The organism is Erwinia pyrifoliae DSM 12163 (assembly GCF_000026985.1).
Lineage (GTDB): Bacteria > Pseudomonadota > Gammaproteobacteria > Enterobacterales > Enterobacteriaceae > Erwinia > Erwinia pyrifoliae.
The window spans coordinates 3,688,225-3,709,013 of record NC_017390.1 but is presented as its reverse complement, the minus strand read 5'-3'; the positions used below and the strand labels follow the sequence as shown (position 1 = coordinate 3,709,013).

The window sequence follows — 20,789 nt, the reverse complement described above, 5'->3', positions numbered from 1 at the left end:
GGGCGTAACGGACCGATCATGCTGCTGCTTATCGATAACTACGACTCCTTCACCTGGAATCTCTACCAATATTTTTCCGAGCTGGGCGCTGAAGTATGCGTGCGGCGCAACGACGAGATTACCCTGGCGGGTATCGCCGAGCTGGCCCCCGACCAGCTGGTGATTTCCCCCGGCCCCTGTACCCCGAACGAAGCGGGGATCTCGGTGGATGCCATCCGTCATTTTGCTGGCCAGTTGCCGATCCTCGGTGTTTGCCTTGGGCATCAGGCCATTGCCCAGGCATTTGGCGCGCGTGTTGAACGGGCACGAAGGGTGATGCACGGTAAAACCTCGGCGATTGAGCATAACGATGCTGGCGTATTTGCCGGCCTCAACCATCCGTTGACGGTCACGCGCTATCACTCGCTGATCGTGGCGGCAGACAGCCTGCCTGCTGCATTTGAACTCACCGCCTGGACGCTGCGTGATGACGGCCAGCCGGACGAAATTATGGGTTTTCGTCACCGTACGCTGGCGCTGGAAGGGGTGCAGTTCCATCCGGAAAGCATTCTGAGCGAGCAGGGGCATCAGCTGCTGGCTAATTTTCTTAAACGCTGATTAATGTTTGCCTTTTTCTGACTTTTTATGCATATTTTATGACTATATTTTCATGTGTATGAAAAGACTAAACGGTGAGGTAATGAATGGCGGCGGAAAAGAAAGCGGTAACGCGGGCGACGTTTGATCAGGTGATTTTGCCTGTTTATGCACCAGCACAGTTTGTGCCGGTCAAAGGCCAGGGTAGCCGTATCTGGGACCAGCAGGGTAAAGAGTATATCGATTTCTCCGGTGGGATTGCGGTTACCGCGCTGGGCCACTGCCATCCGGCGCTGGTGGAGGCATTAAAAACCCAGGGCGAAACCCTGTGGCACACCAGCAACGTTTTCACCAACGAGCCAGCCTTGCGCCTGGCGAGTAAACTGATCGATGCCACCTTTGCCGAGCGCGTGTTCTTTGCCAACTCCGGCGCGGAAGCCAACGAAGCGGCTTTCAAGCTGGCGCGTTACTACGCTTCACAGCGCCACAGCCCGTATAAAAGCAAAATTATTGCCTTCCATAATGCGTTTCACGGCCGCACGCTGTTTACCGTTTCCGTCGGCGGGCAGCCAAAATACTCCGACGGCTTTGGACCAAAACCGGCTGATATTGTCCATGTGCCCTTTAACGATCTGGCAGCGGTCAAAGCGGTTATCGACGATCATACCTGTGCGATTGTCGTCGAGCCGATCCAGGGAGAGGGCGGCGTGGTGCCGGCTACCGAGGAATTTATGCAGGGGCTGCGTCAGCTGTGTGATGAACATCATGCGCTGCTGGTGCTGGACGAAGTACAGAGCGGCATGGGCCGTAGCGGCAAGCTGTTTGCCTGTGAGCACTACGGCGTGAGCCCGGATATCCTCACCACGGCTAAGGCTCTGGGTGGCGGCTTCCCGGTCAGCGCGATGCTGACCACCAACGACATTGCTTCAGTGATGGCACCAGGCGTGCACGGCACCACCTACGGCGGCAACCCGCTGGCCTGTGCGGTGGCTGAAGCGGCGCTGGACATCATCAATACGCCGGAAGTGCTCGACGGCGTGGCCGCGCGGCGGCAGCTGTTTGTTGATGCGCTACAGGCGCTAAATGCTAAGCGCGATCTGTTCAGCGATATCCGTGGCAAAGGGCTGCTGATTGGCGCAGCGCTGAAGCCACAGTACGCTGATAAAGCCCGCGAAATCCTTAACGTGGCGGCGGCCGAAGGGGTGATGGTGCTGGTAGCCGGTAGCGGCGTGATGCGCTTCGCGCCATCGCTGGTGATAGAGCCTGCCGATATCGCCGAAGGCATGGTGCGCTTTGCTGCGGCCGTTGATAAAGTACTGGGCTGAGCGACGGTGCGCTAACCGTGCGGCGACCGCTTATTCGGGTTGCCGCTATGACGATTTCCCCAAGCGACGTGACAGCCAGTGGCCATGATGTGGGCGCTGGCTCCAGGCCAGTGATGAAATGGTGTGCATGGTGTTAAGGTGGTCGAGAATACGCTCGATGTGACCTTCCAGCAGGGTCACCGGGCCATGCTGGAAATTGTCCGGTGCCTCCAGCACATTGCTTTTTGAACCCGGCCCGTCATATTCCAGCCGCTGCTGGCAACGTTGCAGGGCTATCTCGCAGGACTGAAGATAGCGCTCCGCCAGCGAGGCGGTGAGCATGGTATGTTCCCGCGCCATAATCGTCATCGCATTAATATGTTCAACGATCAGCTGGCTGTGGGTAACCCACAGTTTCATATCGGCCAAATAGCGGGAATTGAAGCCAGGCTCCTGCATCGCCTGATTCAGGGAGTTATACAGCGCGTTATGCGCCTGATTGACTTTAATACGCTGGTTCGCCAGCTTGCTGACATCCTGTTCATTGCCTAACAACATCTGCAACGCTTCCTGAAAGGCCTCCAGCGCATCGTTTGCGTTCTGGCGCAGCAGCCCGCTCTGCCACTGCGGCCACAGCCAGATGTTGCCGCCAAAGGCAATCAGGCAGCCCATCAACGTATCGAGCAGGCGCGGCAATAAGAAGCTCTCCCCGTTCAGCGACAAAAGCTGGAGAGAATAAACCGCCGTTACCGTAAAGCCCACCGTCGCCCAACCGTAGAACTTGCGTAAAATCAGGTAACTGACCAGGGTGATGGCCAGCATCACCAGTAATGTCATTGACTCAGGAGCATGCAGGCGCAGGGCCAGTGCGGCAACCGCCAGCCCGGCCAGGGTGCCGAGCGCCCGGTGCTGGATGCGCACCCGGGTGGCACTGTAGCCGTTCAGGCTGACAAACATCATGGTCATCAGTATCCAGTACGGCTTCGGCATAGCCAAAAACAGCGCCAGCGTACTGGCAAAGGTCAACATCACCGCATAGCGTGCGGCGGTGCGCAAAGCGGTAGATTTAAGCGAAAGGTAGCTTTTCAGCGCCGGCAGCAGCGGCAGGCGGCGCTGACGGTCGGCCATCAAATCGCGGCGGTAAAGCGGGCGTTGAGTGCGCAGCACGCGCGCAATACGGCTGAAATGGTAGTAGCAAAAATGACCGACCGGATTATCCGGATGCTGATGGACTACCTTCTCCAGCGCTTCCAGCGGCTGCTCCATCTCAAAACGTTTGGGGAAGCGGTGATACAGGATATCGTCAGCCAGCTCGCGCAGACGGGCGGCGATACGCTGCGCATTCCAGCGGATCACCGCCTCGGCGTGGCTCAGGCGCACCAGTTTTTGCACGTCTTCCGGCTGATGCAGGCTGACGGCGATGTGCTCCTGCAGGTCAAGCGCCACCTGGAAAGCGCGCGTCAAAGGCTGGTAGTGCTGGTTGCGGTTGGCTGCCAGCATATGAATTTGCTGGTAACAGGTAGTGATGAGGTCGACGGCCTTTTGCTGGCGGGCAAACAGCGGCGGCATGGCGGTTGAGGGATCGTTCAACTGATTTAAATGGCGATACTTTGCCTCGCAGTAGTCAGCCAGCTCGCGATATAGCAGGCTGAGCGTTTCGCGCATCGGCTGCTCTTTCCACAGCCAGAACCAGAACCAGTTAAATACGCCGTACCAGATGGTGCCCAGGATATACAGTAACGGAGGCTGCCACATCGGCACTTTCCCCGCGAGGCTAAGGGTGAAGATGGCGGCAATCAGCGAGGCGGGCATCAGGCGGGCATGCAGCGGGCCGATCTCGCCGGTAACCCCCAGCAGCATCGCCATCAGCAGCAGGATCAGCGGCAGCGGGATCCCCTGGGCGCCGGCATACTGGATAATAAAACTGCTGCCGGCGAACAGGCCTCCGCCCACCATCAGGCGTTTAAAGAAGTGTTTATGCGGCGTATCCAGCCCGGCATTGTTGCAGCAGGCGGGAACCAGTGAGAACAGCAGACCTTTCTGTAAATCTCCCAGCAGCCAGCCAAGTGCAACCGGCAAACACAGCACCAGCGTTTGCCGCAGTGCGTAGTTAACTTCAGGTTGATAAATGATTCTGCGCCACATCAGCCGCACCAAATAGAAAAAGGCGCGACAGAGGCTGGCGCGCCGTGGGTTCAGGGGCGATTAACGCGTGCCGTAAACGACGATGGTTTTACCGTGTGCGGAGATCAGGTTTTGATCTTCCAGCATTTTCAGTATACGACCGACCGTTTCGCGCGAGCAGCCAACAATCTGGCCGATCTCCTGACGGGTGATTTTGATCTGCATCCCGTCCGGGTGCGTCATTGCATCGGGCTGTTTTGCCAGGTTCAGCAGCGTCTGGGCAATGCGTCCGGTCACATCAAGGAAAGCTAAATTACCCACTTTTTCCGAGGTGACCTGCAGGCGACGCGCCATCTGCGAAGACAGGCGCATCAGGATGTCAGGATTGACCTGGATCAGCTGACGGAATTTTTTGTAAGAGATTTCAGCCACTTCACAGGCTACTTTGGCACGTACCCAGGCACTGCGTTCCTGGCCCTCTTCAAAGAGGCCCAGCTCGCCGATAAAATCCCCCTGGTTGAGATAAGAGAGGATCATCTCTTTCCCTTCTTCATCCTTGATTAATACCGCTACTGAACCTTTAACGATGTAGTAAAGGGTTTCCGCCTTCTCACCCTGATGGATCAGCGTGCTTTTGGATGGATATTTGTGAATATGGCAATGGGACAGGAACCATTCGAGAGTAGGGTCTGTTTGCGGTTTGCCGAGAACCATTCGCTGTTATCCTCTGTTGTCATCTGGCCTGAATACATCCGGTTTACCACGCAGCAAGTGCCACGATCCCCTTGCTGCCGCACGTAAATATTGGGGATATACGGGGGGCTGAATCCCTGCCAGGCGTTGACATAGTCAAGCGTTCCGATAGGAAAAGACACGGGTCGCTCCGGGGCAAGCCGTATGCTGTCGTTTCGTTTTCACCAACATCATGATGCAGATGAAATTTACAGCCTCGTTTGTAGCACAGCTTGGGATGGCTGTCTTCTGTTGTCTCGCTTCAGCATAGTCAGAAAAAGAGAGCGTTGCCGTTTAAGTGACTGCGGCGTACTCTGCTGTAACTAAATGAATTGGAGGATGTTGTTATGCAGGCACGGGTTAAATGGGTTGAAGGGATGACGTTTTTGGGAGAATCCTCATCCGGCCATCAGGTGCTGATGGATGGTAATTCGGGCGATAAAGCACCAAGCCCGATGGAAATGGTGCTGATGGCCGTCGGCGGCTGCAGCGCCATAGACGTGGTTTCGATTTTGCAAAAGGGCCGCCACAGCGTGGCTGACTGCGAAGTAAAACTGACCTCAGAACGCCGCGAAGAGGCACCGCGTATCTTCACCCACATCAACCTGCACTTTATGGTCAGCGGAACCGCGCTGGCGGATAACGCGGTAGCGCGTGCGGTCGATCTCTCTGCGGAAAAATACTGCTCGGTGGCGATCATGTTGGGCAAGGGGGTGAAGATAAGTCACAGTTATGAAGTTATCGCACTGGCCTGATCCAGCCCCTTCGCTTAGCGGTGAAAGGAAAGAACGTCAGCCGATTTTCTTTCCTTCAATCAACCGCTTGACCAGCGGCCCCATAATCAGCTCCATCGCCAGCCCCATTTTGCCGCCCGGCACCACCAGGGTTTTGATATGTGAGATAAACGAACCCTGCAACATGGACAGCAGGTAAGGGAAATCGATATCTTCCAGCCCCTGAAAGTGGACAACCACGAAACTCTCATCCAAAGAAGGGATGCCACGGGCGGCAAACGGGTTGGAGGTATCCACGGTCGGAACGCGCTGGAAGTTAATATGGGTGCGTGAAAACTGCGGGGTAATAAAGTTGATGTAATCCTCCATGGATCGCACCACGGAATCCATCACCGCTTCGCGCGAGTGGCCGCGTTCGCTGGTATCGCGCACCAGTTTCTGGATCCACTCAAGGTTGACAATGGGCACCACGCCAACCAGCAGATCCACCTTGTCCGCCACGTTATGCTGCGGGGTGACAACGCCGCCGTGCAACCCCTCATAAAACAGCACGTCGGTCGGTTCCGCCAGCGGCTGCCACGGCGTGAAGGTGCCTGGCACCTGATTCCAGGGTACGGCTTCATCATAAGTATGCAGATACTTACGCGACTTTCCTTTACCGCTGCGACCATATTCGCTAAATGTGCGCTCCAGCAGTCCGAAATCATTTGCTTCCGGGCCAAAATAGCTAACGTGTTTACCCATATCGCGCGCTTTGCGGATTGCCATATCCATCTCCGGGCGGGTAAAGCGGTGAAAGCTGTCTCCTTCTACTTCCGCAGCATGCAGATCCAGCTGCTGGAAAATCTTCCTGAATGCCAGGCTGGTGGTGGTGGTTCCTGCCCCGCTGGAGCCGGTAACGGCGATAACCGGATGTTTAATCGACATGGCGAACAACTCCCTGAAAAAACGGGTGGGGCTGCATTGGTAACATGATTTGTCGATCTGTGTCACCCATGCAGCAGGTACAGCGATAAAATACAGGCAAAATGCGCTTAGCCGTGAAACTGGCCGCGCGGCATAATGTTGACCGACTCGTGCAGTTCAGACCACACCAGCACCACCTCGCCGCTGCTCAGCTGACGGCGAACATCGGCGACTTTCTGTTCCAGCGATCGCTCATGTTCGCCATAATCGGTGCCTTCGCGCAGCACAAAGGATTCAATCAGGTTATCAAGCGTTGCAGAATCGAGTTCTTTCCAGGGAATAATCATCAGTTGTCCAGCCAGGTGGTAAGCCATTGCGGAATGCGTTGCTCCAGCCACATTTGTGGGCTGCGCAGCGTTCCGCCTACAAAACCGACGTGCCCGCCATGCTGCGTCAGCTGATATTCAACGTTTGACGGCAGCAGGGCAGGATCGGGGATCACGTCAGCGGTCATAAAAGGGTCATCCTGTGCGTGAATGATCAGCAGCGGCTTACGCACACCGGGCAGCAGCGGCATGGCGCTGCTACGGCGGTAGTAGTCGCTGGCATCAATAAAGCCATGAGCGCGGGCGGTTATCGCATTATCGAAATCGCGCAGATGGCGCATGGATTCGAGCTGTGCCAGGTCGACGGGCAGCGCGCCTGGCCAGGCGCGCAGTTTACGCCGGGCATTCTGTTTCAGCAGGTTGAGCAGATAACGCTGATAAACGCGGGAAAAGCCCTGTTCCAGCCGCAGGCTACAGGGTTCCAGCATCAGCGGAGCGGAAACTGCCACCCCGGCGTCGAGCAGGCAGTTATCCCCCTGCTTGCCCATCAGGCAGGCCAGCATATTACCGCCCAGCGAGATGCCCACGGCAGCGGTAGGCCCCTGGCCCCATTCAGCGTGCAGCCACTGTAAAAAGTAGCTGGCATCATCGGTTTCGCCAGAGTGATAGATGCGGTTCAGGCGGTTGGGGACGCCGCTACAGCCGCGAAAGTGCATCACCACGCCCAGCCAGCCACGCGCTTTCCACGCCTGCAACAGGCCGTGCGCATAGGGGCTGTGAAAGCTGCCTTCCAGACCGTGGAACAGCACCACGCGCGGCTTATGGCGCGCCCGGGCCGGGTTTTCGCTCCAGGCCAGGTCAACAAAATCACCGTCCGGCAGCGTCAGCCGCTGCCAGTGCGGTTTTAGCGTCACCCGGCGGCGCACCAGGCGCGGCAGAAGGGTTTGCAGATGCGCATTGCTGGCACCCACCATCGGGCGAAATGGGTTTTCAGCCGGGCGATCAAAAATCATCGGGTCAGAGCTTGTCGGATCCATAACGTGCTGTTAGCTTCATCAGGTTGTTTATTATTTCCGGGGGGTGAGGAGCACCCGTTCTATGGAACTGAGTCTGTTTTTATCCATGTCAGGTTTTCTCTGGGTCGCTGCCATTACGCCCGGTCCTAATAATATGTTACTCACCGCCTCCGGCGCGAATTTTGGTTTCTTTCGCTCTCTGAGTTTACTGATTGGCATCATGATCGGCATGCAGGTCATGCTGCTGATGGTGGCGTTTGGCGTTGGCGGACTGATACTGCTTTATCCTTCCCTGCATCTGTTTCTCAAGGTGGCGGGCAGCGTTTATCTGCTGTGGCTGGCATGGAAAATTGGCAGCGCCGAATATGAAAAGCTGGATACCGACAAGACTCCGGCCGCGCGGATGCCGTTCTGGCAGGGTGGCCTGCTACAGCTCATCAATCCTAAGGCGTGGCTGATGGCGCTGGGGGCGGTGGCCAGCTTCAGCCTGGCGGGTGAAGCTTTTCGCGCCTCGGTGGTGGCGATCAGTATCGGCATGGCGCTGGTCAATGTGCTGTCCGGGCTTATCTGGTTAGGATTTGGTACGCTGATTGGCCGTATTCTGCGCAGTCGCCGCGCCTGGACGCTGTTTAATGTGTTTATGGGGTTACTGACCGCAGCTTGCGTCCTGTTGATTTGGCGCTAACGGCCCAATGGCATGCCTGAACATCAACCTGAAGCGCAAATGGAGCCTGATGCTGCTGATTGCCCTATTCCGGCAATCGAATGCGCAAATAGTACTAAGTAAATTTCGTTATAAAGAATAATTTTTAATTACTTTATCAGGACAGACACGCCCGGTTACAAAGGAGGCATACAGCCATTACCATTGAGCGGGACGTGCTATGACAGGTAAATTTGCGGTTTCAATTCTGGCGGCGGCACTGTCGCTAACGGCACCCGGCGCACAGGCGGTGAATGTCACCATCGCTTACCAGACTTCAGCGGAGCCAGCGAAAGTCGCACAGGCTGATGGCACCTTTGCCAAAGAGAGCGGGGCAAAAGTCGACTGGCGCAAATTCGACAGCGGTTCCGGCGTGGTGCGTGCGCTGGCTTCCGGCGATGTGCAGATTGGCAATATCGGCTCCAGCCCGCTGGCCGTGGCCGCAAGCCAGCAGGTGCCGATTGAGGTGTTCCTGCTGGCATCACAGCTGGGTAGCTCCGAAGCGCTGGTAGTAAAAAAAGAGATTAACCATCCGCAAGACCTGGTCGGTAAACGTATCGCCGTTCCCTTTATCTCCACCACCCATTACAGCCTGCTGGCAGCACTCAAACACTGGGGCATCAAGCCCGAACAGGTGCAAATCATCAATCTGCAACCCGCCGCCATTACCGCTGCCTGGCAGCGCGGCGATATTGATGGTGCTTACGTCTGGGCGCCATCCGTTAACCAGCTGGAGAAACAGGGAAAGGTGCTGACTGACTCATCCCGGGTGGCCAAATGGGGCGCGCCAACGCTTGACGTGTGGGTAGTGCGCAAGGATTTTGCCGAAAAACACCCTGAGGTGGTGACCGCTTTCGCCCGCAGCGCGCTGGCCGCGCAAAAAACCTATCTGGATAATCCGCAACAGTGGCTGAAGCAGGATGACTCTCTCCGCAAGCTGTCGCGTCTGAGCGGCGTTCCTGTGGCACAAGTTCCCGGACTGGTACAGGGGAATACCTATCTTAGCGCCGGGCAGCAGGTTGACCAGCTTAATGGCCCAGTTAATCGGGCGATAATCGACACCGCTAAATTTCTGAAAGAGCAGGGAAAAGTACCGCAAAACGCCAGCGACTACAGCCGCTTTGTCACTGACCGTTTCGTCAAACCGTTGGCACAGTAACAGGAGCGCCGCCGATGCTGTCTGTCTCTCATCTTCGCGCCAGCTATGCAGGACGGCTGGCATTACAGGATATCAACCTGACGATCGACAATGGTGAGCTGGTGGTGGTTCTCGGCCCGTCTGGCTGTGGCAAAACCACGCTGCTCAATCTGATCGCCGGATTTATCCCCGCTGACGGCGGCAGTATGACGCTGGACGGGCAGCCGGTCAGCGGGCCGGGTGCCGATCGCGGTGTGGTCTTTCAGCATGAGGGGCTGCTGCCGTGGCGCAACGTGCTGGATAACGTTGCTTTTGGCCTGCAGCTGGCCGGGGTAGAGAAAAACGCCCGTCGCGCCGTGGCGCAGCGCATGCTGAAAAAAGTGGGGCTGGAAGGGGCGGGGCGGCGTTTTATCTGGCAGCTTTCCGGCGGTATGCGCCAGCGTGTGGGCATTGCCAGAGCGCTGGCGGCAGACCCGCGCCTGCTGCTGCTGGATGAACCCTTCGGCGCGCTGGACGCGTTTACCCGCGAACAAATGCAGGAGCTGTTATTACGGCTGTGGCGTGACAGCGGCAAACAGATCCTGCTGATCACCCATGATATTGAAGAAGCGGTATTTCTCGCCAGCGAGCTGATCCTGCTGTCGCCGGGGCCGGGGCGCATCGTGGAGCGGCTGGTGCTAGACTTTGGTCGCCGCTATGCGGCCGGAGAAGCCTGCCGGTCGATTAAGTCCGACCCGGCATTTATTGAACGGCGTGAATATGTCCTCAGCCGGGTGTTTCAGCAGCGCGAGGTGTTCGCATGAGTTCACTGGTCAATGAGAAAACGGCGCAGCGTAAAGGGCCGCTGCGCTGGCCGCTGCGGCGTCGGCTGACCATCAGCCTGGCGACCCTGCTGGTGCTGCTGATCGTCTGGTGGGCGGTGACCCGGCTCCAGCTGATAGCCCCGCTGTTTCTGCCAGCGCCGCAGCAGGTGTGGCACCAGCTGATGGCCATCGCCGGCCCGACCGGCTTTATGGATGCCACGCTGTGGCAGCATCTCGCCGCCAGCCTGACGCGCATTGTGATTGCCCTGCTGGCGGCGGTGGTCATTGGCGTGCCGGTCGGCATCTTAATGGGGCTGAACGATACGCTGCGCGGCATCCTCGACCCGCTGATTGAGCTGTACCGCCCGGTGCCGCCGCTGGCCTATCTGCCGCTGATGGTTATCTGGTTCGGCATTGGCGAAACTTCAAAAATATTACTGATTTATCTGGCAATTTTCGCACCGGTGGCGATGTCGGCACTCGCCGGAGTAAAAAACGCTCAACAGGTGCGGCTGCGAGCCGCCCGTTCGCTGGGTGCCAGCCGCTGGCAGGTACTGTGGTTTGTGGTACTGCCCGGTGCGCTGCCGGAGATCCTCACCGGAGTGCGTATTGGGCTGGGCGTTGGCTGGTCAACCCTGGTGGCCGCCGAACTGATCGCCGCTACCCGTGGCCTGGGTTTTATGGTGCAGTCGGCCGGAGAGTTTCTGGCGACCGACGTGGTGCTGGCCGGTATCACGGTCATCGCCCTGATTGCTTTCGCGCTTGAGCTGGCGCTGCGTGCCTTACAGCATCGCTTAACCCCCTGGCATGGAGAACAACAATGAACGAACGAATCCGCATTCAGACGCTGGGACCGCATATCGGCGCGCTGGTCAGTGATATCAACCTGAGCCGACCGCTGAGTGACGCACAGTTTGAACAGCTCTATCACGCACTGATCCGCCATCAGGTGCTGTTTCTGCGCGATCAGCCGCTGACGCCGCCGCAGCAGCGCCAGCTGGCAGCACGCTTTGGCGATCTGCATATCCATCCGGTTTATCCTCATGCGCCCGACGTGGAAGAGATTATCGTGCTGGACACCCATGACGATAACCCGCCGGATAACGACAACTGGCACACCGACGTTACCTTTATCGAAACGCCACCGGCATGCGCCATCCTCGCCGCGAAGCAGCTGCCTGCCAGCGGGGGAGATACGCTGTGGGCCAGCGGGATTGCCGCCTGGAACGCATTATCGGCACCGATACAGGAGCTGCTGGAGGGGTTGCAGGCCGAACATGACTTAAGAAAATCGTTCCAGGAGTACGCATATCGCAGCAGCGCAGAGGAGCATCAGCGCTGGCAGCAGGCCGTGGCAAAGAACCCGCCGGTACAGCATCCGGTCATTCGCACCCATCCGGTCAGTGGCAAAAAGGCGCTGTTCGTCAACGAAGGCTTTACTACGCGCATTGTCGGGCTGCACGATAAAGAGAGCGATGCGCTGCTGAACTTCCTCTTTGCCCATATCAATAAACCCGATTTTCAGGTGCGCTGGCGCTGGCAGCAGGATGATGTAGCCATCTGGGATAATCGGGTCACCCAGCATTACGCCAATGCGGATTATCTGCCGCAGCGCCGTATTATGCACCGGGCGACGATCCTGGGCGATAAACCTTTTTAAACTAAAATGTCCGTGGCGGGCTGCGACGGCGTTGCACGTTGCCTTGCGATGCTCACGTACTGATGTATGCTGCGCTCGTTCATCGCCTTGCGCCTTGTCTCGCTCCACCACGATCATTTTATCCGTGGTGTGGCGGGCCGCGACAGCCTTGCCGCAGAGGAGTGCCAGCACGACAGGTAAGCCGTGCTGGCCCGGCATCAGGAAGCCAGCATGGTTTCCAGCTGCTCCTGGGCTTCCAGCCACGCCATCTCGCACTCCTCCAGCGCTGATTTTGCCGTTGCCTGATGTTGTAGCGCTGCGGTGAGATCGGCTTTACTCGCCTGCTCGTAAATCGCGCTGTCTGACAGTTTATCCTCCGCATGCGCCAGCTGCGCATGATGCTTTTCCATCAGCTTTTCCAGTTTCTCAAGCTGCTTGCGCAACGGCTGCGTCTGGGTGCGCAGCTCGGCTTCACGCCGCTTTTGATCCTTACGTGCCTGGGCGCTGTTGATGCTGTCCGCCTTCGGCGCGGCGTCGGCGGCGCTCTGCCGTTGCAGGTCGCTCAGCCACTGCTGATAATCTTCCAGGTCGCCGGCAAAGGGTTCAACCTTACCATCATGCACCAGGTAGAGCTCGTCAGTGGTGGAACGCAGCAGGTGACGGTCGTGCGACACCACCACCAGCGCCCCTTCAAAGTCGATGAGCGCTTCGGTTAGCGCCTGGCGCATATCCAGGTCAAGGTGGTTGGTGGGTTCATCCAGCAGCAGCAGGTTGGGGCGCTGCCAGACGATCAGCGCCAGCACCAGCCGCGCTTTTTCACCGCCGGAGAAACGCCGCGTCTCTTCGCTTACCTTGTCGCCCTGGAAGCCAAAGCCGCCGAGGTAATCGCGCAGCTGCTGCTCCAGCACTTTCGGCGCCAGCCGCACCAGGTGTTGTATTGGCGACTCATCGGCGCGCAGAAATTCCAGCTGATGCTGCGCGAAGTAGCCGAGCTTAATGCCCTTCGCCAAGCCAATGTCTCCCTGCAAAGGCGCAAGTTCGCCCGCCAGCAGTTTAATCAGCGTCGATTTACCGGCACCGTTGCGCCCCAGCAGGCCAATGCGCGATCCCGGAACCAGGTTCAGCTTGATGGAGTTGAGGATTTTACGCTCGCCGTAACCGGCACTGACTTTTTCCATCTTCAGCAGCGGGTTCGGCAGGCTCTCCGGCTCCCGGAAGCTAAAGGTAAAGGGATTATCAACGTGCGCCGGGGCGATCTGTTCCATGCGCTCCAGCATTTTAATCCGGCTTTGTGCCTGTTTGGCCTTGGTGGCTTTGGCTTTAAAGCGGTCAATAAAACTTTGCAGGTGCGCCACTTTTTGCTGCTGATGCTCGAACATGGACTGCTGCTGCGACAGTTTGGTGGCGCGCTGAATTTCAAACGAGCTGTAGTTGCCGGTGTACTCGAAAATGGACTGCTGCTCGATGTGCAAAATCTTGTCCACCACCGGATCGAGAAAGTCACGGTCGTGCGAAATCAGGATCAGCGTGCCGCTGTAGCTTTTCAGCCAGCGCTCCAGCCAGATCACCGCATCCAGATCAAGGTGGTTGGTCGGTTCGTCGAGCAATAGCAGGTCAGATCGGCAGATAAGGGCCTGTGCCAGGTTCAGACGCATGCGCCAGCCGCCGGAAAAATCGCTCACCGGGCGCTGTAGCTGTTGCTGGCTGAAGCCCAGACCGTCGAGCAGGCTGGCCGCGCGTGACTGGATGGTCCACGCCTGAACCGCATCAAGCTTGCCATGCAGCGTGGCGATAGCGTGGCCATCGTTAATCTCATTGGCATGGGCTACTTCAGATTCCAGCTGACGGAATTCGCGGTCGCCATCGATAACATACTCAATAGCTGGCATGTCCAGCGCCGGGGTTTCCTGATTGACCCACGCCAGCGACCAGTTTCCCGGATAGCTGAAGCTGCCTGCATCGGCGCTTATCTCGTTCTTAAGCAGCGCCAGCAGGGTGGATTTGCCGCAGCCGTTTTTACCCACCAGACCGACTTTCTGGCCGAGGTTAATCGTCGCCGTGGCGTTGTCGAGCAGGACGCGGACACCGCGACGAATTTGTAACGAGGAGAATACAATCATAAGCGCCGTCAGTTGAGAGTATGTTAAATTAAGCCATCACAATCAGTTTTACGGAATCCATTGTTCCGGTGCGTCAAGCATGTTAGCGGAAATAATCCGCCATGACGACGATTTGGAGGGGAATGAATGTCGCAGCCGCCTAAAGTCCTGCTGTTGTATGCCCATCCGGAGTCTCAGGATTCGATTGCCAATCGCGTTTTGCTACAGCCGGCACGCCATGCTCAACATGTGACGGTGCATGACCTGTACGCACACTATCCGGATTTTTTTATCGATATTCGCCATGAGCAGCAGCTGCTGCGTGAACATCAAATTATCGTGTTTCAACATCCACTTTATACCTACAGTTGTCCCGCGTTGCTCAAAGAGTGGCTGGACCGCGTGCTGTCGCGGGGCTTCGCCAGCGGACCGGGCGGTAACGAGCTGGAAGGAAAATACTGGCGCAGCGTGATCACCACCGGAGAACCGGAAGCGGCTTACCATCAGGAAGGGCTGAACCGTTATCCGATGTCGGAGATTATGCGGCCTTTTGAGCTGACGGCGCAGATGTGCCGTATGCACTGGATGACACCAATGATTATATACTGGGCGCGGCGTCAGAGCGCTGAAACGATGAAAAATTATGCCCGTGCCTATGGCGACTGGTTGGCAAATCCGTTACCACATGGGGGCGTTTAGATGGAAGGACAAAGCCTCCTCACTGCGGGCATTCTGTATCTTTTCGCGGCGGTGATCGCGGTGCCGATTGCCGCTCGCCTCGGCATTGGGGCGGTATTGGGCTATCTGCTGGCGGGTATCGTCATCGGCCCCTGGGGCTTAGGGTTTATCAGCGACGTGCAGGAGATCCTGCACTTTTCCGAGCTGGGCGTGGTGTTCCTGATGTTTATCATCGGCCTGGAGCTGAAGCCTTCGAAGCTGTGGGAGCTGCGGCGTTCGATTTTCGGTGTGGGTGCCGCCCAGGTGCTGCTCAGCGCTGCCGTGCTGGGCGGGTTGTTATGGCTGACTGATTTTTCCTGGCAGGCGGCGATCATTGGCGGGATTGGCCTGGCGATGTCCTCGACGGCGATGGCCCTGCAGCTGATGCGCGACAAGGCGATGAACCGTAATGAGTCCGGCCAGCTGGGCTTCTCGGTGCTGCTGTTCCAGGATCTGGCGGTGATCCCGGCGCTGGCGCTGGTGCCGCTGCTGGCGGGCAGCGACAGCGGGCATATCGACTGGATGAAACTGGGCATGAAGGTGCTGGCGTTCGCCGGCATGCTGGTTGGTGGCCGTTATCTGCTGCGGCCGATTTTCCGTTTCATCGCCGCTTCCGGCGTGCGCGAAGTGTTTACCGCCGCCGCGCTGCTGCTGGTCTTAGGCTCCGCGCTGTTTATGGACGCTCTCGGGCTGTCTATGGCGCTGGGCACCTTTATCGCCGGTATTTTGCTGGCGGAAAGTGAATATCGCCACGAGCTGGAAGTTGCCATCGACCCGTTTAAAGGCTTGCTGCTCGGGCTGTTCTTCATTTCGGTTGGTATGGCGCTGAATCTTGGCGTGCTCTATACCCATATTATTGAAATACTGATTGGCGTGGTGCTGCTGGTGGCGGTGAAAACCGCCGTGCTGTATCTGTTAGCGCGTATTTACGGCTTACGCAGCTCGGAACGCCTGCAATTTTCCGGCGTGCTCAGTCAGGGGGGGGAATTCGCCTTCGTGCTGTTCTCGGCGGCATCTTCTGCCAGCTTGTTTAGCGGCGACCAGATGCCGCTGCTGCTGGTCACGGTTACGCTGTCGATGATGACCACGCCGCTACTGATGAAGGGCGTGGACAACATCCTTAAACACCGCTTCAACGAGGTGGATGACAGCCAGGAAAAGCCGTTTGTTGAAGACGACAAGCCGCAGGTGATCGTGGTCGGATTTGGTCGTTTCGGCCAGGTGGTGGCCCGCCTGCTGATGGCCAATGAAAGGCGCATTACGGTGCTGGAGCGTGATATCAGTGCGGTCAGCCTGATGCGCAGATACGGTTATAAGGTTTATTACGGCGATGCGACGCAGCTGGAATTATTGCGCGCGGCGGGGGCAGAAACCGCCCAGTCGCTGGTGATCGCCTGTAACGGCCCGGAAGATGCGATGAGCATCGTCCACCTGTGCCAGCAGCATTTCCCACATCTGCAAATTCTGGCGCGCGCCCGTGGCCGCGTAGAGGCACACGAACTGTTACAGGCAGGCGTAACCCAGTTCTCACGCGAAACCTTTAGCAGCGCTCTTGAGCTGGGGCGCAAAACGTTAATGTCGCTGGGCATGCATCCCCATCAGGCGTTCCGCGCCCAGCAGCATTTCCGTCGTCTGGATATGCGTATGCTGCGTGAGCTGATGCCAAATCATGGCGACAGCCAGCAAATTTCGCGCGTCAAAGAGGCGCGCCGCGAGCTGGAGGATATCTTCCAGGCAGAACTGCGTCACGAGAAGCGCCAGTTTGACGGCTGGGATGAGGCTGATTAATTCACTACACGGACGGCAGCGTGTGTCACTCGCCCGAGCCGTAATCTGGAACCATTATGCGTAAACGTTTTATCGCTGGCGCTGTCTGTCCGCAGTGCCAGGCAAAAGATACCCTCGCCCTGTGGCGGGAAAATAATGTCGATGTGGTCGAGTGCGTTAAGTGCGGTCACCAGATGAGAGAAGCCGATAAACAGGCGCGTGAGCAGGTGCGCAGCCATGAGCAGGTGATTGGCATTTTTCATCCTGAGTAGCGTTAAAACGCAGCTTTTTTTACGCTGTAGCGTACAGATGTGTTGAAATTCGCTACAATCGGTGCCACTTAGAGCCTGTAGGCTGACTTAATACAGCCAATAAATTCAGTGCTCAAGCTCTCAACGGTTAGGAGTAATCATGAAAGTAGCAAAAGACCTCGTGGTCAGCCTGGCATACCAGGTGCGTACAGAAGACGGTATGTTGGTTGATGAGTCTCCGGTCAGTGCACCGCTCGACTACCTGCACGGTCATGGTTCCCTGATTTCCGGGCTGGAAAAAGCGCTGGAAGATCATGCGGTCGGCGACAAATTTGATGTGAATATCGCTGCAAACGACGCCTACGGCCCTTACGATGACAACTTGGTTCAGCGTGTACCTAAAGACGTCTTTATGGGCGTCGACGAACTGCAGGTTGGCATGCGCTTCCTGGCCGAGACCGATCAGGGGCCGGTGCCGGTTGAAATTACTGAAGTGGAAGATGAGCACGTTGTGGTTGATGGTAACCACATGCTGGCAGGACAAAACCTGAACTTCAACGTGGAAGTGATGGGCATCCGTGAAGCTACCGAAGAAGAGCTGGCCCACGGCCATGTTCACGGCGAGAACGACCATCACCACGATCACGATCATGAGCACGGACAGGGTGGTTGTGGTACTGGCGGGTGCGGTTGCAGCCACTGATATCTTGCTAAAGATAGATAAGGCCACCTCCGGGTGGCCTTAGATTGCTGACAAAGTCCTGGTCGTAAGACCAGGACTTTGATCTAATCAGGGCAGTGCAATTAACGACTGACTGCCATGTTAAAACCACCCACACCACAGCAAGAGCGGTTTGCAAGAGTTACGAGGTCTGATGAAGGTATACAGATGCAGTGCCTGCTGGCGACCCGGCACAGATACTGTGTCAGTAATGCGGTGGTGGAGTCTCTTCCGACTGGGAAGCGATCATCGACGGCGCGGCGGCTTTCAACTTATCGGTCAGCAGACGCATCTGTTCGCGCAGACGTGCCATGTCCAGTTCATGTTGTACTATCGTCAGATTCAGCTCCTCAATAGTGTGTTCCTGAAAGGCCAGTTTGCTCTCCAGCATCTCCAGCCTTTCTTCCCACTGCGTATGTTGCATTTTGTTTCCTCTTGTTACTGCCCGTTCAGCGCCAAACGGTGTGATTTGTCTGATTCTAGCGGTAAATGGCAGGCGAAAGTAGGTGATATGATTTAGATTTATCGGCAGAGGTTGAAAAAGCGTATGGCTGGCACCATCCATGGTGGTGAAACTTTCGGGACCTATCGCGGTCGGAGGTTAACCTGGCGTTTTTATAGCGAGATTGTTTTGTCATCTCGCACCTGTTTATATTATCGGCCGCAGGTCTGCACACGATTTCCGGGGTGAGACGCTTCGGTTTTGGAGAAATGGATGAAATCACTGTTTAAAGTCACATTGTTAGCTACCACGATGGCCGTTGCGCTTAATGCTCCGCTGGCAATGGCTGCAGAAGCCACCGCTCCGGCACAGTCTGCAGCAGCACCGCAGCAGGCTCCGAAAAATGCCGCATTTAAAGATGATAATCAGCAATCTGCTTACGCTCTGGGTGCATCTCTGGGGCGCTATATGGAGAACTCCCTGAAGGAACAGGAGAAACTGGGAATTACTCTGGATAAATCTCAGCTTATTGTTGGTGTTCAGGATGCGTTTGCTGGCAAAAGCAAGCTTTCTGACAAGGAAGTTGAGCAAACGCTGCAGTCGTTTGAAGCGCGTGTGAAAGGGGCTGCCCAGGCGAAGATGGAAAAAGACGCGACGGAAAACGCCAGCAAAGGTGAAGCTTATGCGGCCAAATTCGCCAAAGAGAAAGGCGTGAAGAAAACGGAAACCGGCCTGCTTTACCAGGTAGAGAAGGAAGGTACGGGTGGTGTGCCGAAAGACAGTGACACTGTCGTCGTTAATTACAAAGGCACCCTGATTGACGGTAAAGAGTTTGATAACTCTTATACCCGTGGCGAGCCGCTGTCGTTCCGTCTGGACGGTGTTATTCCGGGCTGGACTGAAGGTCTGAAGCACGTTAAGAAAGGTGGCAAGATCAAGCTGGTGATCCCACCAAACCTGGCTTACGGTAAAAACGGCGTTCCGGGGATCCCGGTTAACTCCACTCTGGTATTTGATGTGGAGCTGCTGGATATCAAACCAGCCGCTAAAAATGATACCAACGCACAACCGGCTGCACCAGCACCTGCCGCTGGCGACGCGAAAGCGAAGAAATAATTTCACTACCGCCACCTGTGGGTGGCGGTTTTGTTCCCCGTTCTTTCTCTCTGATTACCCCACTTTTATGCGTTAAGCCGTATTTCCATACAAAGGTCATACATGCTTTTCCGTTATTTGCTAAACTGCCCGACGTGCATTTTAATCATAATGAGTCTGGTCTGGCGCCTCGTGACAGGCTCTTGTCAAAGGGTGGTGTCGTTCATGTCTAATTCACTTCTTTCCGGAGATATGGCGGAGTCTGAGCTGCTGGAGCAGCACCCGTTCATGCCCGTCGATTTTGAAATCCTTAAATCCTACGAAGCCGTTGTCGATGGTCTTGCCATGCTGATTGGTTCGCACTGTGAAATCGTCCTGCACTCGCTGGAAGACCTCAAGTGTTCTGCGGTACGTATTGCTAACGGTGAACACACTGGCCGTAAAATCGGCTCACCGATTACCGATCTGGCTTTGCGTATGCTGCATGATATGGCTGGTGCGGACAGTAACGTTTCGAGAGCCTACTTCACCCGTGCGAAAAGCGGCGTGCTGATGAAGTCTGTGACTATCGCCATTCGCAATCGCGGCAGACGGGTGATTGGCCTGCTGTGTATCAATATGAACCTCGATGTGCCTTTTTCCCAGATCATGGCCACTTTTATGCCCCCGGAAATTCAGGAAGTCGCTTCTGCGGTCAACTTCGCTTCCTCGGTAGAAGACCTGGTGATGCAAACGCTGGAATTTACCATTGAAGAAGTGAGCGCGGATCGTAACGTGTCTAACAACGCCAAGAATCGCCAAATTGTTCTTAATCTTTACGAGAAAGGCATTTTTGATATCAAAGATGCGATCAATCAGGTTGCTGACCGTCTCAATATTTCTAAACACACGGTGTATCTCTATATCCGCCAGTTTAAAAATGATGACTTTCATGGGCAGTATAAGTAATGCGTTTTTGCCTGATGGTGACCGGCCCCGCCTTTGGTACGCAGCATGCCAGCAGCGCCTGGCTGTTTGCCCGTGAACTGCTGGCACAAGGGTATACTCTGGAAAGCGTCTTCTTTTATCGTGAGGGCGTACTCAATGCCAGTGAGCTGAATGCTCCCGCCAGTGATGAGGTCGACCTGACCCGAAACTGGCAGCAATTGCATCAGCAGCACGGTGTGGCGCTCAATATATGCGTTGCTGCGGCGTTACGTCGCGGCGTGAGCGATGAGCAGGAGGCGGCGAATCTGGGGCTGGCAGCGGCTAATCTTGCCAGGGGTTTTCAGTTTACCGGATTGGGCGCGCTGGCTGAGGCTGCGCTCAGCTGCGATCGCTTGGTACAATTCTGATGACATCTGTCGCTTTTGTTTTCACTCAGGGGCCACATGGCTCCAGCGCCGGGCGTGAAGGTCTGGATGCCGTGCTGGCAACATCGGCACTGAGTGATGAGATCGCCCTGTTTTTTGTCAGTGATGGCGTGCTGCAATTAACCCTCGGGCAAGATCCTCAGCGCATCCTGGCGCGCAACTACATCGCCACCTTTGGCGTTTTACCTCTGTATGACGTTGAGCGTTGTTATATCTGCGCAGCATCGCTTGCCGAGCGGGGTATTGCCGCCGAGGCGCCACGCGTACTGGAGGCCGAAGTGCTGTCTCCGCAGGCGCTGCGCATAACGTTGAATGACTATGACCGGGTGATGACCTTCTGAGGA

23 protein-coding genes are annotated in these 20,789 nt (G+C 56.5%); 16 read left to right on the top strand and 7 right to left on the bottom strand.

Annotated elements, in window-relative coordinates:
- The first annotated feature begins 18 nt into the window (after window positions 1-18).
- Complete coding sequence (locus EPYR_RS16935) at window positions 19-597, top strand: aminodeoxychorismate synthase component II (protein WP_014539680.1); 579 nt, start codon at window positions 19-21, stop codon at window positions 595-597.
- Window positions 598-683: 86 nt separating this feature from the next.
- Window positions 684-1,901: a bifunctional acetylornithine/succinyldiaminopimelate transaminase gene (gene argD / locus EPYR_RS16930; protein ID WP_014539679.1), complete on the top strand. Its 1,218-nt coding sequence runs from the start codon at window positions 684-686 to the stop codon at window positions 1,899-1,901.
- Window positions 1,902-1,946: 45 nt separating this feature from the next.
- Here argD and EPYR_RS16925 read toward each other — a convergent pair whose 3' ends face one another.
- Entirely contained in the window at window positions 1,947-4,025 is a 2,079-nt protein-coding gene (locus EPYR_RS16925; protein ID WP_015899103.1) for a YccS/YhfK family putative transporter, read from the bottom strand.
- 60 nt (window positions 4,026-4,085) lie between these two features.
- Window positions 4,086-4,718: a cAMP-activated global transcriptional regulator CRP gene (gene crp, locus EPYR_RS16920; RefSeq protein ID WP_014539677.1), complete on the bottom strand. Its 633-nt coding sequence runs from the start codon at window positions 4,716-4,718 to the stop codon at window positions 4,086-4,088.
- Window positions 4,719-5,083: 365 nt separating this feature from the next.
- Here crp and EPYR_RS16915 point away from each other — a divergent pair, with 365 nt between their 5' ends.
- The gene (locus EPYR_RS16915) at window positions 5,084-5,491 is read left to right on the top strand and encodes an OsmC family protein (protein WP_015899102.1); all 408 of its coding nucleotides are present in this window, start codon (window positions 5,084-5,086) and stop codon (window positions 5,489-5,491) included.
- A gap of 36 nt (window positions 5,492-5,527) precedes the next feature.
- Here EPYR_RS16915 and EPYR_RS16910 read toward each other — a convergent pair whose 3' ends face one another.
- The 3 genes from EPYR_RS16910 to EPYR_RS16900 all read right to left on the bottom strand — a co-directional run bounded on the left by EPYR_RS16910 (window position 5,528) and on the right by EPYR_RS16900 (window position 7,739).
- Window positions 5,528-6,397, bottom strand: coding sequence for a phosphoribulokinase (locus EPYR_RS16910; protein ID WP_014542616.1), 870 nt, complete (start codon window positions 6,395-6,397; stop codon window positions 5,528-5,530).
- 107 nt (window positions 6,398-6,504) lie between these two features.
- On the bottom strand, window positions 6,505-6,723 hold the full coding sequence (locus tag EPYR_RS16905) for a YheU family protein (RefSeq protein ID WP_015899101.1): 219 nt from the start codon (window positions 6,721-6,723) through the stop codon (window positions 6,505-6,507).
- Window positions 6,723-7,739 carry a hydrolase gene (locus tag EPYR_RS16900; protein WP_014539672.1) on the bottom strand — a complete coding sequence of 339 codons (1,017 nt, stop codon included), beginning with the start codon at window positions 7,737-7,739 and terminating at the stop codon, window positions 6,723-6,725. Before EPYR_RS16900 ends, EPYR_RS16905 begins: the two co-directional genes overlap by 1 nt.
- Before the next feature lie 61 nt (window positions 7,740-7,800).
- On the opposite strand from EPYR_RS16900, the gene EPYR_RS16895 reads away from it, so the two are divergent.
- The 5 genes from EPYR_RS16895 (at window position 7,801) to tauD (ending at window position 12,022) form a co-directional block, all read left to right on the top strand.
- Complete coding sequence (locus EPYR_RS16895) at window positions 7,801-8,403, top strand: LysE family translocator (protein ID WP_015899100.1); 603 nt, start codon at window positions 7,801-7,803, stop codon at window positions 8,401-8,403.
- Between the two features lie 199 nt (window positions 8,404-8,602).
- Window positions 8,603-9,580 carry a taurine ABC transporter substrate-binding protein gene (tauA, locus tag EPYR_RS16890; protein ID WP_014539669.1) on the top strand — a complete coding sequence of 326 codons (978 nt, stop codon included), beginning with the start codon at window positions 8,603-8,605 and terminating at the stop codon, window positions 9,578-9,580.
- A 14-nt stretch (window positions 9,581-9,594) separates the two neighbouring features.
- Window positions 9,595-10,362 (top strand): taurine ABC transporter ATP-binding subunit, encoded by a 768-nt coding sequence (gene tauB / locus EPYR_RS16885; protein WP_014539668.1) that lies wholly within the window; start codon window positions 9,595-9,597, stop codon window positions 10,360-10,362.
- On the top strand, window positions 10,359-11,186 hold the full coding sequence (gene tauC, locus EPYR_RS16880) for a taurine ABC transporter permease TauC (RefSeq protein ID WP_014539667.1): 828 nt from the start codon (window positions 10,359-10,361) through the stop codon (window positions 11,184-11,186). The genes tauB and tauC overlap by 4 nt, the downstream gene beginning before the upstream one ends.
- The gene (gene tauD, locus EPYR_RS16875; protein ID WP_014539666.1) at window positions 11,183-12,022 is read left to right on the top strand and encodes a taurine dioxygenase; all 840 of its coding nucleotides are present in this window, start codon (window positions 11,183-11,185) and stop codon (window positions 12,020-12,022) included. Before tauC ends, tauD begins: the two co-directional genes overlap by 4 nt.
- A gap of 197 nt (window positions 12,023-12,219) precedes the next feature.
- Here the strand turns inward: tauD and EPYR_RS16870 are convergent, their stop codons facing one another.
- Window positions 12,220-14,121, bottom strand: a complete 1,902-nt coding sequence (locus tag EPYR_RS16870; protein ID WP_014539665.1) for an ABC transporter ATP-binding protein — start codon at window positions 14,119-14,121, stop codon at window positions 12,220-12,222.
- A gap of 126 nt (window positions 14,122-14,247) precedes the next feature.
- Between EPYR_RS16870 and kefG the strand changes: the two genes are divergently transcribed.
- The 4 genes from kefG (at window position 14,248) to slyD (ending at window position 17,538) form a co-directional block, all read left to right on the top strand.
- On the top strand, window positions 14,248-14,799 hold the full coding sequence (gene kefG / locus EPYR_RS16865) for a glutathione-regulated potassium-efflux system ancillary protein KefG (RefSeq protein ID WP_014539664.1): 552 nt from the start codon (window positions 14,248-14,250) through the stop codon (window positions 14,797-14,799).
- On the top strand, window positions 14,800-16,605 hold the full coding sequence (kefB, locus tag EPYR_RS16860) for a glutathione-regulated potassium-efflux system protein KefB (RefSeq protein ID WP_014539663.1): 1,806 nt from the start codon (window positions 14,800-14,802) through the stop codon (window positions 16,603-16,605). It begins immediately after the preceding gene.
- A 56-nt stretch (window positions 16,606-16,661) separates the two neighbouring features.
- Window positions 16,662-16,856: a YheV family putative zinc ribbon protein gene (locus EPYR_RS16855; RefSeq protein ID WP_014539662.1), complete on the top strand. Its 195-nt coding sequence runs from the start codon at window positions 16,662-16,664 to the stop codon at window positions 16,854-16,856.
- Window positions 16,857-16,995: 139 nt separating this feature from the next.
- On the top strand, window positions 16,996-17,538 hold the full coding sequence (gene slyD / locus EPYR_RS16850; RefSeq protein ID WP_014539661.1) for a peptidylprolyl isomerase: 543 nt from the start codon (window positions 16,996-16,998) through the stop codon (window positions 17,536-17,538).
- 223 nt (window positions 17,539-17,761) lie between these two features.
- Here the strand turns inward: slyD and EPYR_RS16845 are convergent, their stop codons facing one another.
- Window positions 17,762-17,980 (bottom strand): protein SlyX, encoded by a 219-nt coding sequence (locus EPYR_RS16845; protein WP_015899099.1) that lies wholly within the window; start codon window positions 17,978-17,980, stop codon window positions 17,762-17,764.
- A gap of 291 nt (window positions 17,981-18,271) precedes the next feature.
- Here EPYR_RS16845 and fkpA point away from each other — a divergent pair, with 291 nt between their 5' ends.
- From fkpA to tusC, 4 genes are all read left to right on the top strand, one after another.
- The gene (gene fkpA / locus EPYR_RS16840) at window positions 18,272-19,114 is read left to right on the top strand and encodes an FKBP-type peptidyl-prolyl cis-trans isomerase (RefSeq protein WP_015899098.1); all 843 of its coding nucleotides are present in this window, start codon (window positions 18,272-18,274) and stop codon (window positions 19,112-19,114) included.
- A gap of 204 nt (window positions 19,115-19,318) precedes the next feature.
- The gene (locus EPYR_RS16835; protein ID WP_015899097.1) at window positions 19,319-20,041 is read left to right on the top strand and encodes a helix-turn-helix transcriptional regulator; all 723 of its coding nucleotides are present in this window, start codon (window positions 19,319-19,321) and stop codon (window positions 20,039-20,041) included.
- The gene (gene tusD, locus EPYR_RS16830; RefSeq protein WP_014539657.1) at window positions 20,041-20,427 is read left to right on the top strand and encodes a sulfurtransferase complex subunit TusD; all 387 of its coding nucleotides are present in this window, start codon (window positions 20,041-20,043) and stop codon (window positions 20,425-20,427) included. Before EPYR_RS16835 ends, tusD begins: the two co-directional genes overlap by 1 nt.
- Window positions 20,427-20,786: a sulfurtransferase complex subunit TusC gene (gene tusC, locus EPYR_RS16825; protein ID WP_014539656.1), complete on the top strand. Its 360-nt coding sequence runs from the start codon at window positions 20,427-20,429 to the stop codon at window positions 20,784-20,786. Before tusD ends, tusC begins: the two co-directional genes overlap by 1 nt.
- Window positions 20,787-20,789: the final 3 nt, after the last annotated feature.